Annotated in this window: 13 protein-coding genes; 5 read left to right on the top strand and 8 right to left on the bottom strand. The window is 42.3% G+C overall.

What is annotated here, in order from left to right:
- Nucleotides 1-42 precede the first annotated feature (42 nt).
- The 6 genes from folK to HMPREF2764_RS01425 all read right to left on the bottom strand — a co-directional run bounded on the left by folK (nucleotide 43) and on the right by HMPREF2764_RS01425 (nucleotide 6171).
- The gene (gene folK / locus HMPREF2764_RS01400) at nucleotides 43-855 is read right to left on the bottom strand and encodes a 2-amino-4-hydroxy-6-hydroxymethyldihydropteridine diphosphokinase (protein WP_070526617.1); all 813 of its coding nucleotides are present in this window, start codon (nucleotides 853-855) and stop codon (nucleotides 43-45) included.
- Between the two features lie 158 nt (nucleotides 856-1013).
- On the bottom strand, nucleotides 1014-1568 hold the full coding sequence (gene folE / locus HMPREF2764_RS01405; protein WP_000380920.1) for a GTP cyclohydrolase I FolE: 555 nt from the start codon (nucleotides 1566-1568) through the stop codon (nucleotides 1014-1016).
- Nucleotides 1549-2871, bottom strand: a complete 1323-nt coding sequence (locus tag HMPREF2764_RS01410; RefSeq protein ID WP_070526621.1) for a bifunctional folylpolyglutamate synthase/dihydrofolate synthase — start codon at nucleotides 2869-2871, stop codon at nucleotides 1549-1551. The genes folE and HMPREF2764_RS01410 overlap by 20 nt, the downstream gene beginning before the upstream one ends.
- Nucleotide 2872: 1 nt before the next feature.
- Nucleotides 2873-3847 carry a dihydropteroate synthase gene (gene folP / locus HMPREF2764_RS01415; protein ID WP_070526624.1) on the bottom strand — a complete coding sequence of 325 codons (975 nt, stop codon included), beginning with the start codon at nucleotides 3845-3847 and terminating at the stop codon, nucleotides 2873-2875.
- A gap of 93 nt (nucleotides 3848-3940) precedes the next feature.
- Nucleotides 3941-4648, bottom strand: a complete 708-nt coding sequence (locus tag HMPREF2764_RS01420) for a CPBP family intramembrane glutamic endopeptidase (RefSeq protein ID WP_070526627.1) — start codon at nucleotides 4646-4648, stop codon at nucleotides 3941-3943.
- 104 nt (nucleotides 4649-4752) lie between these two features.
- On the bottom strand, nucleotides 4753-6171 hold the full coding sequence (locus tag HMPREF2764_RS01425; RefSeq protein ID WP_049551196.1) for an NCS2 family permease: 1419 nt from the start codon (nucleotides 6169-6171) through the stop codon (nucleotides 4753-4755).
- A gap of 189 nt (nucleotides 6172-6360) precedes the next feature.
- On the opposite strand from HMPREF2764_RS01425, the gene HMPREF2764_RS01430 reads away from it, so the two are divergent.
- The 5 genes from HMPREF2764_RS01430 to HMPREF2764_RS01450 all read left to right on the top strand — a co-directional run bounded on the left by HMPREF2764_RS01430 (nucleotide 6361) and on the right by HMPREF2764_RS01450 (nucleotide 11454).
- Complete coding sequence (locus HMPREF2764_RS01430; RefSeq protein WP_070526630.1) at nucleotides 6361-7173, top strand: Cof-type HAD-IIB family hydrolase; 813 nt, start codon at nucleotides 6361-6363, stop codon at nucleotides 7171-7173.
- Nucleotides 7174-7397: 224 nt separating this feature from the next.
- Nucleotides 7398-8417: an alcohol dehydrogenase AdhP gene (gene adhP, locus HMPREF2764_RS01435; protein ID WP_000649186.1), complete on the top strand. Its 1020-nt coding sequence runs from the start codon at nucleotides 7398-7400 to the stop codon at nucleotides 8415-8417.
- A 234-nt stretch (nucleotides 8418-8651) separates the two neighbouring features.
- The gene (locus tag HMPREF2764_RS01440) at nucleotides 8652-9641 is read left to right on the top strand and encodes a PTS sugar transporter subunit IIB (protein ID WP_000021967.1); all 990 of its coding nucleotides are present in this window, start codon (nucleotides 8652-8654) and stop codon (nucleotides 9639-9641) included.
- A gap of 74 nt (nucleotides 9642-9715) precedes the next feature.
- On the top strand, nucleotides 9716-10528 hold the full coding sequence (locus tag HMPREF2764_RS01445) for a PTS mannose/fructose/sorbose transporter subunit IIC (protein ID WP_070526633.1): 813 nt from the start codon (nucleotides 9716-9718) through the stop codon (nucleotides 10526-10528).
- A 14-nt stretch (nucleotides 10529-10542) separates the two neighbouring features.
- Nucleotides 10543-11454: a PTS system mannose/fructose/sorbose family transporter subunit IID gene (locus tag HMPREF2764_RS01450; RefSeq protein ID WP_000136858.1), complete on the top strand. Its 912-nt coding sequence runs from the start codon at nucleotides 10543-10545 to the stop codon at nucleotides 11452-11454.
- 205 nt (nucleotides 11455-11659) lie between these two features.
- On the opposite strand, the gene pepC is transcribed toward HMPREF2764_RS01450, so the two are convergent.
- Entirely contained in the window at nucleotides 11660-12994 is a 1335-nt protein-coding gene (gene pepC, locus HMPREF2764_RS01455; RefSeq protein WP_070526636.1) for an aminopeptidase C, read from the bottom strand.
- Nucleotides 12995-13105: 111 nt separating this feature from the next.
- Nucleotides 13106-13828 carry a pseudouridine synthase gene (locus tag HMPREF2764_RS01465; protein ID WP_070526639.1) on the bottom strand — a complete coding sequence of 241 codons (723 nt, stop codon included), beginning with the start codon at nucleotides 13826-13828 and terminating at the stop codon, nucleotides 13106-13108.
- Nucleotides 13829-13955 lie beyond the last annotated feature (127 nt).

A 13955-nucleotide genomic window follows, 5' to 3' on the forward strand; every position in this document is an offset into this window, starting at 1 on the left:
CTCTAGCCTTCAGTTACAAGCAACTGAAAACTAGAGTTTTTTCTATTGTTTCAAAGCATTATACAAGTTGCGGATCGGTTGCTTTAATGTCGGATGGATAAAATGAGGCGCAATTTCTTGTAGAGACTCAAGAACAAAAAGGCGTTCCGCTATGTAAGGATGGGGCAAAATAAGGTCATCTGTATAAAGGACCTGGTCCTCCACAAAGAGCAAGTCCAAATCAATCAAACGAGGCCCCCAATGTACTTCTCTCACCCGTCCCATCTCTGACTCAATGGCTAACAAGTTCTCTAATAGAACTGGGGCCGGCAACCAGGTTTCAACCTCAACCACTTGATTAGCAAAGCTATCTTGCTCCACACCACCCCAAGGCTCCGTCGTCAAGACACTGGACTCTTTGAGAATATGGATACCTCGAGCTCGCATTTTCTCAATGGCTTGTTTCAAGTTTGCTTGTTTATCTCCCATATTGCTTCCTAGGGCGATAAAGGCTCGTTGCTTGTGGCGATGAATGGTTACCGAGCAAGTATCTAGCGGTAAATGCACTGGCGCCCAAGGTTTTTTCAGTTCCAGCTGAATTTCTTGGACAAGAGGATAAGCCTCAAAAGTACGTTCCACCAGTTTATAAGCTACCGTTTCAATCAAGTCCTCAGTTGTTTCCTGAAACCAAGTCGTCCACTGCTGACACAATTCTCCGTAATGGACAGAGGCTGTTAAATCCAAGTCTGTAGCCGCCTTGGTCATATCATAGGATAGGATTGCGGAAATAACAAACTTCTGCCCCAATTCTTTCTCACTGGGAAAAAGACCATGATAGGCAAAAATTTCCAAATCCTTAATCTGCAGTTGATCCATAATGATTCCTTTCTAGAAAAATCCGCCCAAAGCGGATTCTTTTTATACTCAATGAAAATCAAAGTGCAAACTAAGAAGCTAGCCGCAGACTGCTCAAAACACTGTTTTGAGGTTGCAGATGGAAGCTGACGTGGTTTGAATTTGATTTTCGAAGAGTATTATAGTCCCATTAAACGATAAGCCTGATCTCGGAGGTCCTTATCTGTTTCAAATAGACCACGAGCTACTGTCGTCAAGGTTGCAGTGCCTGGTTTTCTGACACCACGCATGCTCATACACATATGTTCCGCCTCAATGACAACAAAGGCTCCTTTAGCACCTAGATACTCCATCAAGGCATCGGCCACTTCGATATTCAATCGTTCTTGAATTTGTGGCTTTTTAGAATAAACTTCAACCGTACGGGCTAGCTTAGACAAACCTGCTACACGGCCATCTGGAATATAGGCAATATGCGCTCTCCCATAAAATGGCAAGAAGTGGTGTTCACACATGGTATGGAAAAAAATATCCTTTTCTACCACCATATTATCGTCAATAATCTCAAAAGATTTTGACAAATGTTCCTCCGCTGTTTGACCAAGACCTGAAAAAATCTCTTGGTACATACGAGCCACACGAGCAGGTGTTTCCTGCAAGCCCTCGCGGTTAGTGTCCTCTCCGACAGCCTCGATAATCATTTTTACAGCTGCTTCAATCTTTTGTGTATCCATTTTCGTTTTTCCTCTCCATCAGATAGGCTCTCACTTGGCTCAAGAAATACAAGGAACCTGTGACAATCCTAACTGTTTTTTTCTCTTCTTTTTTATCTGTCAATTTCTGCTCTAGAAAGCCCTGCCAACCTTGGTAGCTGAGATTTCTAGACTTAGCTACCTCTTCCAGCACGCTTTCATCAGTCGCCCGACTATCGTCAAAATGTGTCAGAGTAAGCTCGGTATCTGGGATTTGCTCCAACAAATCCAACATATCCTCCAAGGCCTTGGTTTTGATACAAGTAAAGAGGATTTCCTTACGATAATTCGCAAAGCGTTCTTGCAAAGTTGCTAATAAAGCCTTGATAGCATGGGGATTGTGGGCTCCATCCAAAATCATCAAGGGGTTCCTTGACACGATTTCCAAACGCCCTGGCCAACTTGTTTCTTCCAAGGCTTGAGCAAGCAAGTGATTGCTTGCTAGTTCTCGACCTTCTTCTTGACAAAAATTATCAAGTAAAGCTATGGCCATCCCAGCATTCTCTATCTGGTGCAAACCCAACAGGCCAGTCTGGAAGCGACCTTGTCTGACAACACTTGTATAGTCAAAGACTTCGCCTGTAACCATACTCTTTTGATGGCGGACCTGATAATCTGTCCCGTAGGCAAATCTCGGCGCATCTTTCCCTTCCGCAATGCGGTCAATCACAGCCAAAGCTTCTGGAGCAATACGACCTGTCACCAAGGGAATACCTTTTTTGATAATACCAGCTTTCTGCTCTGCTATAGCTTCCAAGGTGTCACCAAGTAGGGCTACATGGTCCAATCCAATGGTCGTAATTCCTGTTAAAATTGGCTGACAAACATTGGTACTATCCAAGAGTCCCCCCATACCAACTTCCATGATGGCCACATCTACTTGCTCCGAGTTAAAGTAGTCATAGGCCAAAGCTGTGATAATCTCAAACTCAGTTGTCCCCTGCAAATTAGCAGCCGATTCCCCTTCCAGCAACGACTGATAGTCTGCCATGAGGGCTTCTAGTCTAGCCTCTGGGATAGATTCCCCATTGATGCTAATCTGATCTGTGTAATGAATGAGATAGGGCGAGCTAAACACGCCAACTCTCAGCCCTAGCTTTTCTAGCATCTTTTTCAAAAAAGCAATGGTCGAACCCTTGCCATTGGTCCCTCCGATATGGATGACCTTGAGTTTGAGATGGGGATTGCCACGCAAAGCTAATAGTTCCACCATTCGTTCCAAGCCAAAATGCGGTTGATCCGTCCGATAGTGGGCAATCCACTGATTGTTTTCAAATTCTTTCATCTTATTTATATTGTTTTAAATCTAGATTTTCCGCTTCATCAGCCAGACGAATGGCGGAGGCAATTTCAACTGCCATCCTGTGACTAGCTACGTCATGCACGCGCACCACTTCTACACCCTGTCTTGCAGCAATACTAGTTACATGAGCCGAAGCCGTATCTCGATTGCGGAAACCAAGTTCTGTCTCAGGATTGACTTCAAAACCATTTTCTTCAAGAATATTGATGACAAACCTCTTGCGCGACACTCCAAGAAAGATTGGATAGCCTTTCTGATGTAGTTTATCCAGATCCCGTAAAAGAAGCAGATTTTCTTTCTTGGTCAGACCAAAGCCGATTCCTGGATCCAACAGGATATTTTCTGGTGCAATACCAGCTTCCTCTGCTCTCGCTAGTGCTCGTTCAAAGAAAGCCTCCATCAATTCTTCGATTGGCATTTTTTCAAAGTCACCTAACTCTTCCTCTGTAAAAGCTTGACCAAAGCCAAAATGAGGAAAGATGAGTGAGCTAGGATGCTGAGGTCGAGCCATGACTGGATTAAACATAATGACTACTTTCGCTCCAGCCTTAGCAACCACATGGGCCATTTTTTCATCACCCATTAGACCAGTGATATCATTGACTAGATTGGCACCAGCAGCCAAAGCAGCCTCTGCCACCTGACTTTTCCAAGTATCGATAGAAATGAGGACATCACTTTCCTTGCGAATCGCTTTAATCACTGGAACAACACGCTGGATTTCCTCTTCTATCTCAACATAGCTACTTCCCGGCCGAGTCGATTCTCCGCCGATATCTAGCATGCTGGCTCCTTCTGCTATCAATTTACGAGCCTGCTGGAGCGCCTGCTCAAGAGCAAAAAATTGACCACCGTCCGAAAAGGAGTCTGGGGTTACATTGATAATTCCACAAATAGCTGTCTTTGCATGATTGGCTTTACTTGACATATCGGTCACTCCCTCAAGGCTTTTCATCATATTATTTCTCTATTTTACCATAAAAAGAAAAAGATGGACACGATTGCATTCATCTTTTTCCCAGTAGAAACAAGTAAGCAATTGTCAAAAATCTTAAACAGAGATCCCTAATGTCCGACTCAAAATCACCACGAGAGTCAACAAACAGAAAACAACCCCATTCACAATCATGTGAAGTAAGATAGACATTTCCAAACGTTGGGTTTTATAAACTGTCCAAGTTAGCACAGTTGACATTCCTCCATAGATAAGAAGAGAAGGTAGATTTGTCGGTAAATGAAGCAAGGCAAAGATAATAGCACCGACTATATAACCCACATTTTCTTTACCACGAAAGAGTTTTTTAGGAATCACTCCTCGACATAAAATCTCCTCACAAATAGGAGCTATTAGAACCAGTAAGAAAAAACTGGAAATTAAGGAACTATTCTGGACCAAATCATTAATATTTGATTGATTGCTGGTTGTTGTTTCATTCATCAAACGCAGTAAGACCACACCAAGAATATTAAAGGCAAGAATCACTAGATAGCTTAAGGCCAATCTAGCCAAATCCTTAGCCTTGAAAAACGATAAACCAAAACTAGCCAACTGTGTTTTCCTAGCACCTATTATAAATACAGTTAAAACTACAAGAGATACGGCCCCTACTAATAGTCCATCTTGAAGCAGTGGAAATTTTCTGCTAGTTAGAAAAGTTGCTAGGGCTAAAGGAAACTGAGAAAACAAAAGCCCTACTAGAAAGATTATTAACCACTTCCCCCTGTTTAATACTTCACCCCAAATATTCTTTTTTATCATCAATCATACTCCTACCATTCAATCAAAATCACCTACCTAGTTTGAAGCAATTTTCAAGTAACTATAATATAAAAAGGGGAGAACCCCTTTTTATATTATAGCATTTATAGTGCCATGCTGATATAGTTAAGGATAAACAAGGCATCCAAAATCCAAATCATGACATGAACATCTTTAGCTTGACCTTTGACAAGCTTAGTCAAAGTGTAAGTCAAGAAACCAACTGCAATCCCTTGAGTGATAGAGTAGCTGAATCCCATAAAGATAGATGTGAAGAAGGCAGGAACCGCTTCAGCCATATCATCCCAATGGATATTTTTCAAGCTAGCCAACATCATAATTCCAACGATAATCAAGATTGGAGCTGTAGCAGCTGTTGGTACGATAGCTAGAAGTGGGCTAAAGAAGCTTGAGATTGCAAAACAGATTGCCACAACCAAGGCTGTCAAACCTGTACGTCCACCTGCACCAATACCAGCAGCAGACTCAACATAAGTCGTTACGTTTGAAGTACCAGCGATGGCACCAATTGAAGTACCAATCAAGTCTGAATAAAGAGCCTTGTCCAACTTAGCTGATTGATGATTTTCACCGTTTGTCGCTACGATACCAACTTTTTCACCCGTACCGATCAAGGTACCAATTGTGTCAAAAATATCTGTCAACGAGAAGGCAAGAATTGCCATAAGAGTTTCAGGTAAGCGAGCTGTATCTGAAATCAAAGCTCCCAAACCTTCTGAACCAAGAGCTGCACCAAAGACTGTCTTCAAGTCTTCAAAAGCTGCACCAACATGGTTATTAGCAAAATCGATACTAGACAAATCTACCAAACCAACTGCGATAGCAAGAACAGTTGTTGTCAAGATAGAGAGGATAATTCCCCCTTTAATCCCTTTGATAACAAAGAAGATTGTGATAGCAAGTCCTGCAAGAGCCACCAAAACAGCTGGATTATTAAAGCTGACCAAGCCTGGAACTGCTGAAGCATTTGCTGTAATCGCTGCTTGAGCTTTATCAGCCCCTTCTCCTGCAACCGTGTAATTTCCTGGATCGATAGAGAATTTCAAAAGTCCAGCATTCTTAATCCCCACGTAGGCAAGAAAGACACCGATACCAGCTGAAATAGCTGAACGAAGGGCGTTTGGAATCGATTCAATGATCATTTTACGAACATTTGTCAAGGTAATAATCAATGAGATAATTCCACAGATAAAGACCATAGCTAGGGCTTCTTGCCATGAATAACCAAGCCCAAATACAACTGTAAAGGTAAAGAAGGCATTGAGTCCCATACCTGGCGCTTGAGCATATGGCAAGTTGGCGTAGAAGGCCATCATCAGGGTACCAGCAACTGCACCGATAATCGTTGCGAGGAATACACCCTGAGCAGGCATTCCTGTTTGCGAAAGAATTTGTGGGTTTACAAAGAGAATATAGCTCATTGCAAAGAAAGTTGTTAAACCAGCGAGAACCTCTGTACGAACGTCTGTACCATTCTCTTTTAGTTTAAATAATTTGTCCATTATCAATCTCCTTTTAATTTTTACGAACAATAATAGAATTATATCATTTATCATTCACTTTTTCAATATCTTTGTTTGATTTATTTAAGAATTTGATGGAATTTCTTTTTTGGTTTCGAATCTGCTTTTCTTCCTGCTTTCTGTTATAATAGTAGACATCTTATCTGAAAAGACACTAGAAAGGTCCCTATGACGAAAAAAATTATTGCAGTTGACCTGGATGGAACCCTGCTCAACTCAGACAGTCAGATTTCTGACTTTACCAAAGAAACAATAAAAAAAGTTACTGAAAAAGGGCATCAGGTTATTATTACGACGGGTCGCCCTTACCGCATGTCAAAAGATTTTTACCGTGAACTAGGCTTAAACACTCCTATGATTAATTTCAACGGCTCCCTTACTCATTTACCAGACCAAGTTTGGGATTTTGAAAAGTGTTTGACTGTAGACAAAAAATATCTTTTAGATATGGTTCGACGTTCAGAGGACATTCAAGCCGATTTTATAGCTGGAGAATATCGTAAAAAATTCTACATTACAAATCCTAATGAAGAAATTGCTAATCCCAAACTATTTGGTGTAGAAGCTTTCCAGCCTGAAGATCAATTCCAGCCTGAGTTGGTAACCAAGGATCCTAACTGTATTCTTTTACAGACCAGAGCCAGTGACAAATATGCCTTGGCAAAAGAAATGAACGCCTTCTACCAGCATCAACTGTCTATCAATACCTGGGGAGGTCCGCTCAATATCCTTGAGTGTACTCCAAAAGGAGTCAACAAGGCCTTTGCTTTGGACTACTTGCTCAAAGTAATGAATCGTGATAAAAAGGATTTGATTGCCTTTGGAGATGAACACAATGATACTGAGATGCTATCTTTTGCTGGAAAAGGCTATGCAATGAAAAATGCCAATCCAGAATTGCTCCCTTATGCAGATGAGCAACTCCCCCTAACCAATGACCAAGATGGGGTTGCCAAAACCCTACAGGACTTATTCTTATAGTTCATACTGACCAGCTTGCGAGCTGGTCTTTGTGCTCTTTTCACAGTCTCATCAACCAGTTAATCGATTATTCTATTTTTTACTTCCAAAACCTTGGAAAAGGCTTTCTTTTGTGATATACTTTACATATAAATACAAGAGAGCTCGTCATACTCGACTCTGTTGACACAAAATCAATCCAGTCCCGTTATCCCTGTTCTCGGTCAATATCAAGGAGGATAGCTATGAAAGCTGTTGTTGTAAATCCAGAAAGCACTGGTGTTGCTGTTGAAGAAAAAGTACTCCGTCCACTTGAAACTGGGGAAGCACTTGTAGAAATTGAATACTGTGGTGTTTGCCACACTGACCTCCACGTTGCCCATGGTGACTTTGGTCAAGTACCAGGACGTGTCCTAGGTCACGAAGGTGTTGGTATCGTCAAAGAAATTGCCCCAGATGTAAAAAGCCTTAAAGTTGGCGACCGCGTCAGCGTTGCTTGGTTCTTTGAAGGATGTGGTACTTGCGAATACTGTACAACTGGTCGTGAAACTCTTTGCCGTACAGTGAAAAATGCCGGCTACTCAGTAGACGGAGGTATGGCTGAACAATGTATCGTAACTGCAGACTATGCTGTCAAAGTTCCTGACGGACTTGATCCAGCCCAAGCCTCTTCTATCACATGTGCTGGTGTAACAACCTATAAAGCCATTAAAGAAGCCAAAGTTGAACCAGGCCAATGGGTTGTTCTTTACGGCGCTGGTGGACTTGGTAACCTAGCTGTTCAATACGCTAAAAAAGTATTCAATGCTCATGTCATCGCAGTTGATATCAATAACGACAAACTTGCCCTTGCAAAAGAAGTAGGTGCTGACATTGTGATTAACGGCCTCGAAGTTGAAGATGTACCTGGACTCATCAAGGAAAAAACTGATGGAGGAGCTCATTCAGCTGTCGTAACTGCTGTATCCAAAGTTGCCTTCAACCAGGCTGTTGACTCAGTTCGTGCCGGTGGTCGCGTAGTCGCTGTTGGTCTTCCTTCTGAAATGATGGAACTCAGCATCGTGAAAACAGTTCTAGATGGAATCCAAGTTATCGGTTCTCTTGTTGGAACTCGTAAAGACTTGGAAGAAGCCTTCCAATTCGGTGCAGAAGGTTTGGTAGTTCCAGTTGTCCAAAAACGTCCAGTAGAAGATGCCGTAGCTATTTTTGACGAAATGGAAAAAGGTCAAATCCAAGGACGTATGGTACTCGACTTCACCCACTAATCTAATAAAAACCTATTTTAAAAGTTGGAATGCGCTTCCAACTTTTTTATATTAAATTTTTTAATAAGGATTCAAAAAAACTTCTCTAAAACTCAATATATCAATATTTTCAGATGTAATCTTTTTAATTATTTTATGATAAATAGTTGATTTTTAGATGAAAACGGTTTATACTTAAACAGTCTTAAAGTTTTCTTAAACGAAAACTAAAACAAAAAAGGAGGAATGACAATAATGAGTATCGGAATCATTATTGCGAGCCACGGCGAATTTGCTGCGGGTATTCATCAGTCAGGTTCTATGATCTTTGGTGAACAAGAAAAGGTTCAAGTTGTAACCTTTATGCCAAATGAAGGTCCTGATGATCTATACGCTAAGTTTAATAACGCTGTTGCTGCATTTGACGCAGAAGATGAGGTTCTAGTTTTGGCTGACCTTTGGAGTGGATCTCCATTTAACCAAGCTAGTCGCGTGATGGGAGAAAATCCTGAGCGTAAGTTTGCCATCATCACAGGACTTAACTTACCGATGTTAATTCAAGCCTACACAGAGCGCCTGATGGACGCTGCTGCAGGTGTAGAAAAAGTCGCTGCTAATATTATCAAAGAAGCCAAAGATGGCATCAAAGCTCTTCCAGAAGAGCTCAATCCAGCTGAAGAAGTTGCAAGTGCTACAGCTACTCCAGTTGCCCAAGCTGCTATCCCAGAAGGAACTGTTATCGGAGATGGAAAACTCAAGATTAACCTTGCCCGTCTTGACACTCGTCTCCTTCACGGTCAGGTTGCAACTGCTTGGACTCCAGATTCAAAAGCAGACCGCATCATCGTTGCTTCAGATAACGTTGCCAACGACGACCTTCGTAAAGAATTGATTAAACAAGCAGCTCCAAATAATGTCAGAGCTAATGTTGTTCCAATTCAAAAATTGATTGAGGTTTCAAAAGACCCACGCTTTGGAGAAACACATGCCCTTATCTTGTTTGAAACACCTCAAGATGCCCTTCGTGCAATCGAAGGTGGCGTGCCAATCAAGACCCTTAACGTAGGATCAATGGCTCACTCAACAGGTAAAACAATGGTCAACAACGTTTTGTCTATGGACAAAGATGACGTTGCTACATTTGAAAAAATGCGTGACCTCGGTGTTGAATTTGACGTACGTAAAGTACCAAACGACACTAAAAAAGATTTGTTTGACTTGATTAGCAAAGCCAACGTTCAATAACAAATATCAAACTATAGAAGAATCCTAAGAAAATTTTTCACTTTATTATCATTAAATAGAAAAGGAATAAAACCATGTCAGATATTTCAATTATTTCTGCTGTCTTGGTTGTAGTTGTTGCCTTCCTTGCAGGTCTTGAAGGTATCCTCGACCAATTCCAATTCCATCAACCAATCGTCGCATGTACCCTTATCGGACTTGCAACTGGTAACCTCGAAGCAGGGGTTATGCTTGGTGGATCACTTCAAATGATCGCCCTTGGTTGGGCAAATATCGGAGCTGCCGTAGCTCCTGACGCTGCTCTTGCATCTGTTGCCGCAGCAATCATCTTGATCAAAGGTGGTAACTTTACTACTGAAGGTATCGCCGTTGCAACAGCAACAGCTATCCCTCTTGCCGTAGCTGGACTTTTCTTGACTATGATTGTTCGTACAATCTCAGTTGGTTTGGTTCACACTGCAGATGCTGCTGCTAAAGAAGGAAATATTGCGGCTGTTGAACGTGCTCACTTTGTTGCACTTCTTCTTCAAGGTCTTCGTATTGCTATCCCTGCAGCCTTCCTTATCGCTATCCCAGCTTCTGCCGTTCAAGATGCTCTTAAATTGATGCCAGACTGGTTGAACGGTGGTATGGCTGTCGGTGGTGCTATGGTCGTTGCCGTTGGTTACGCTATGGTTATCAACATGATGGCAACTCGTGAAGTATGGCCATTCTTCGCAATCGGTTTTGCACTTGCTGCCATTTCTCAATTGACTTTGATTGCCCTTGGTGTAGTCGGTGTTGCCCTTGCCTTCATCTACCTTAACCTTTCAAAACAAGGTGGTAACGGTGGCGGAGGAGCTGCAACTTCTAACGACCCAATCGGTGATATCCTAGAAGACTACTAGAAAGGGGAACAATCATGACTGAAAAACTTCAATTATCAAAATCAGATCGTAAAAAAGTTTGGTGGCGTTCACAATTCCTTCAAGGTTCTTGGAACTACGAGCGTATGCAAAACTTGGGTTGGGCTTACTCATTGATCCCAGCTATCAAAAAATTGTACACTACTAAAGAAGATCAAGCTGCTGCTCTTGAGCGTCACCTTGAATTCTTCAACACTCACCCATACGTAGCTGCTCCAATCATGGGGGTTACTCTTGCACTTGAAGAAGAACGTGCGAACGGTGTTGAAATCGATGACGCTGCTATCCAAGGGGTTAAAATCGGTATGATGGGACCTCTTGCTGGTATCGGTGACCCAGTATTCTGGTTTACAGTTCGTCCTATCCTTGGAGCTCTTGGTGCATCACTTGCTGCATCTGGTAACTTGGTTGGACCACTTCTCTTCTTCTTCGGATGGAATGCGATCCGTATGGCCTTCCTATGGTACACACAAGAGTTTGGTTACAAGGCTGGATCTGAAATCACTAAAGACATGTCTGGTGGTATCTTGAAAGACATCACTAAAGGTGCTTCTATCCTTGGTATGTTCATCCTTGCCGTTCTTGTACAACGTTGGGTATCTATCAACTTCACGGTTAACCTTCCAGGTAAACAATTGGCTGAAGGTGCCTACATCAACTTCCCAGAAGGACCTGTATCAGGTGCTGAATTGAAAGGTATCCTTGGTCAAGCACTTGGTGGATTGAGCCTAGATAAGATTCAACCACAAACTCTTCAAGGACAGTTGAACTCATTGATCCCAGGATTGATGGGACTTCTCCTTACTTTCCTTTGCATGTGGTTGCTTAAGAAAAAAGTATCACCAATCTCAATCATCCTTGCACTCTTTGCAGTAGGTATCGCAGCTCGTTTCTTCGGTATCATGTAATCAAGAAACTCAAAAGGAACCAGGTTCTAAACCTGATTCCTTTTTTCTATGTTTTTATACTCAATGAAAATCAAAGAGCAAACTAGGAAGCTTGCCGCAGGCTGCTCAAAGCACTGCTTTGAGGTTGTAGATAGAACTGACGAAGTCAGTAACATATATACGGCAAGGCGAAGCTGACGTGGTTTGAAGAGATTTTCGAAGAGTATTATTCTGCCAAGGCTCCCATTGGATCCCATGGTGCAAGAACAATTGGTTCTGCTTCATAGGCAGCCTGTTCTTCGGCTGTCAGCAATTCTTTGCGGACAACGATTTGGTATGTGTATTCGTCCATCCAAGCGTCTGAGGCAACAAAGTAACCATCTGTACCGACCTTGTCTCCCCATGAGTTTTCAACCTTCCACTTGATTGATTTGCCATTTTCGTCCAAATCAACACCTGTCAAAACCATAGCGTGGGTCATCAAGCTTTCGGTGTAATCCAAACGTCCAGCCTTGTCTTGAGTGAATTGAATATCCATGCTTGATTCAAAGTCATAAACATCTGTCGCAAGGATTCCAGCTTTACGGTTGCTGAGCTGACCAACATCAGAACCAAACCAAACAGTCTCACCTGCTTGCATTTGAGCAATCGCCAATTCTTTTAAGCGCTCCATCGGCACGTTGATGTAGCGAACTGCACGGCTACCAACTACATTTCCTAACATCTCAACTGTGTAAGATTTGCCGTAAGGCTTGTCAGCAGTTGGGGCGTTGATAACAGAAACGTAATCTTCTAGAGGAAGATTGACATATTTCTTGTAAAATTCCTGTGGTGTAATGCCCTTTTCGCTTTGGTAGTTGTTATCCTTATCGCGATAAGCAAAGTCAAATTTACGTGGTGGAAGACCCAATGACATAGCAAGGAAGTTAAAGATTTCTTGCAAGAGGTCTTCTTTCTTAGCTTGAACAGTCGCTTGGTCTGCGCCAGAAGCAAGCAAGTCACGCAAGATTTGAGCATCTTGGCGAAGCAATTTGTTAAGGATTGCATTTAGCTCACGGCTGCTACTAGATGAAACTGACTCAGGGTAAACTGACTTAGGCACGACACCGTATTTCTCAAAGAGAGACACCACCATATCCCATTGTCCACCATCTTGTTGTGGAGTTTGGAGTAGGAAGCTAACCTTACGACTCGTCAAGTCTTGGTCTGCAGTCGCAATCACTTGCTCCAAGAACCAGTTTGATTTCTCATACTTGTCCCAGAAGAAGGTGTGGGCCTGTGATAACTCAAAATTTTCTAGTTTGTATTGTGAGATGAGTTTGTGGCGGAAGGTGTTAAGAGCTGCAAACATCCAGCAACGACCAGATGCTTTCTGGTTGGTTACCTTGTCCTTGGTCAAATCCAATGAGAAAACAGGTGTGTTATCTACATGGCTTTGGCGACGTTCTAGAGCTGCAAAAATTCCGTTGTGGCTGGCAGCATTTTCAATCGCTTGGTATTTTACATTTGCTTCATAATTGGCAAATAGTTTATCAGTAAATGATTCTTGAATCGCGTCCATAGATTCCTCCTTTTATTCTACAGTCTATTATAACTCTTTTCACAAAGGAAGCAACTGAAAAACATAAAAGGCAAGGACATTCTTCCTCACCTTTTTCTAATATAAACCAAACTAAGCAATACTTGCAAGGAGAGCTTCTAATTCCTCCTCGGTCAAGCGACGCCATTCTCCTCTTTGTAAGTTCTCATCTAAAATCAGAGTTCCCATAGCCAAACGCTGTAGGTCTACTACTTCCTTGCCACAGTAGGCTACCATACGCTTGACCTGATGAAACTTCCCTTCTGCAATAGTCACACAGATTTGGCTCTGATTCTTTTCTGCATCTGTGTAAAGAATCTCCAGTCTAGCGGGCTGACAGGTAAAGTCTTTGAGCGGAATGCCCTTGGCAAATATCTCCACATCTTCTTGGGCCATGATTCCCTTGACCTGAGCCAAATAGGTCTTGTCCACATGATGCTTGGGTGAAAGAAGAGCATGGGCAAGCTTGCCGTCATTGGTCAAGAGCAAAAGACCATGCGTGTCAATATCCAAGCGACCTACTGGGAAAACTTCCTTGCTCCGAGCCAAGTCATCCAACAAGTCCAACACCGTTCTGTGTTTAGGATCTTCAGTCGCTGAAATAACCCCTTGGGGCTTGTTCATCATGTAGTAGACAAACTCTTCATACTCCAACACTTGCCCATCAAAGCGAATCTCATCTATTTTTTCATCAATCTGCAATTTAGCCGATTTTTCTTTTTTACCATTTACAGTCACACGCCCAGCCTTGAGCATGTTTTTGACCTCTGTCCGGCTCCCTACAGCGCAGGCAACTAAAAATTTATCTAATCTCATAGAACTATTATATCACACTCAAAAGGAGGCTGGTACAATGACCAACCTCCTTTTCGTTTCATACTCTTCAAAAATCTCTTCAAACCGCGTCAACGTCGCCTTGCCGTATAGATGTTACTGACTTCGT

Origin of the sequence: Streptococcus sp. HMSC073F11, assembly GCF_001810785.1 — a bacterium.
GTDB lineage: Bacteria > Bacillota > Bacilli > Lactobacillales > Streptococcaceae > Streptococcus.

Bases quoted from the DNA above. Each gene is read 5' to 3' on its own strand.
- folE (WP_000380920.1), bottom strand. From the start codon at position 1,568: ATGGATACACAAAAGATTGAAGCAGCTGTAAAAATGATTATCGAGGCT.
- HMPREF2764_RS01450 (WP_000136858.1), top strand. From the start codon at position 10,543: ATGACTGAAAAACTTCAATTATCAAAATCAGATCGTAAAAAAGTTTGG.
- HMPREF2764_RS01445 (WP_070526633.1), top strand. From the start codon at position 9,716: ATGTCAGATATTTCAATTATTTCTGCTGTCTTGGTTGTAGTTGTTGCC.
- folP (WP_070526624.1), bottom strand. From the start codon at position 3,847: ATGATGAAAAGCCTTGAGGGAGTGACCGATATGTCAAGTAAAGCCAAT.
- HMPREF2764_RS01425 (WP_049551196.1), bottom strand. From the start codon at position 6,171: ATGGACAAATTATTTAAACTAAAAGAGAATGGTACAGACGTTCGTACA.
- folK (WP_070526617.1), bottom strand. From the start codon at position 855: ATGGATCAACTGCAGATTAAGGATTTGGAAATTTTTGCCTATCATGGT.
- HMPREF2764_RS01410 (WP_070526621.1), bottom strand. From the start codon at position 2,871: ATGAAAGAATTTGAAAACAATCAGTGGATTGCCCACTATCGGACGGAT.
- HMPREF2764_RS01465 (WP_070526639.1), bottom strand. From the start codon at position 13,828: ATGAGATTAGATAAATTTTTAGTTGCCTGCGCTGTAGGGAGCCGGACA.
- HMPREF2764_RS01420 (WP_070526627.1), bottom strand. From the start codon at position 4,648: ATGATAAAAAAGAATATTTGGGGTGAAGTATTAAACAGGGGGAAGTGG.
- HMPREF2764_RS01440 (WP_000021967.1), top strand. From the start codon at position 8,652: ATGAGTATCGGAATCATTATTGCGAGCCACGGCGAATTTGCTGCGGGT.
- adhP (WP_000649186.1), top strand. From the start codon at position 7,398: ATGAAAGCTGTTGTTGTAAATCCAGAAAGCACTGGTGTTGCTGTTGAA.
- HMPREF2764_RS01430 (WP_070526630.1), top strand. From the start codon at position 6,361: ATGACGAAAAAAATTATTGCAGTTGACCTGGATGGAACCCTGCTCAAC.
- pepC (WP_070526636.1), bottom strand. From the start codon at position 12,994: ATGGACGCGATTCAAGAATCATTTACTGATAAACTATTTGCCAATTAT.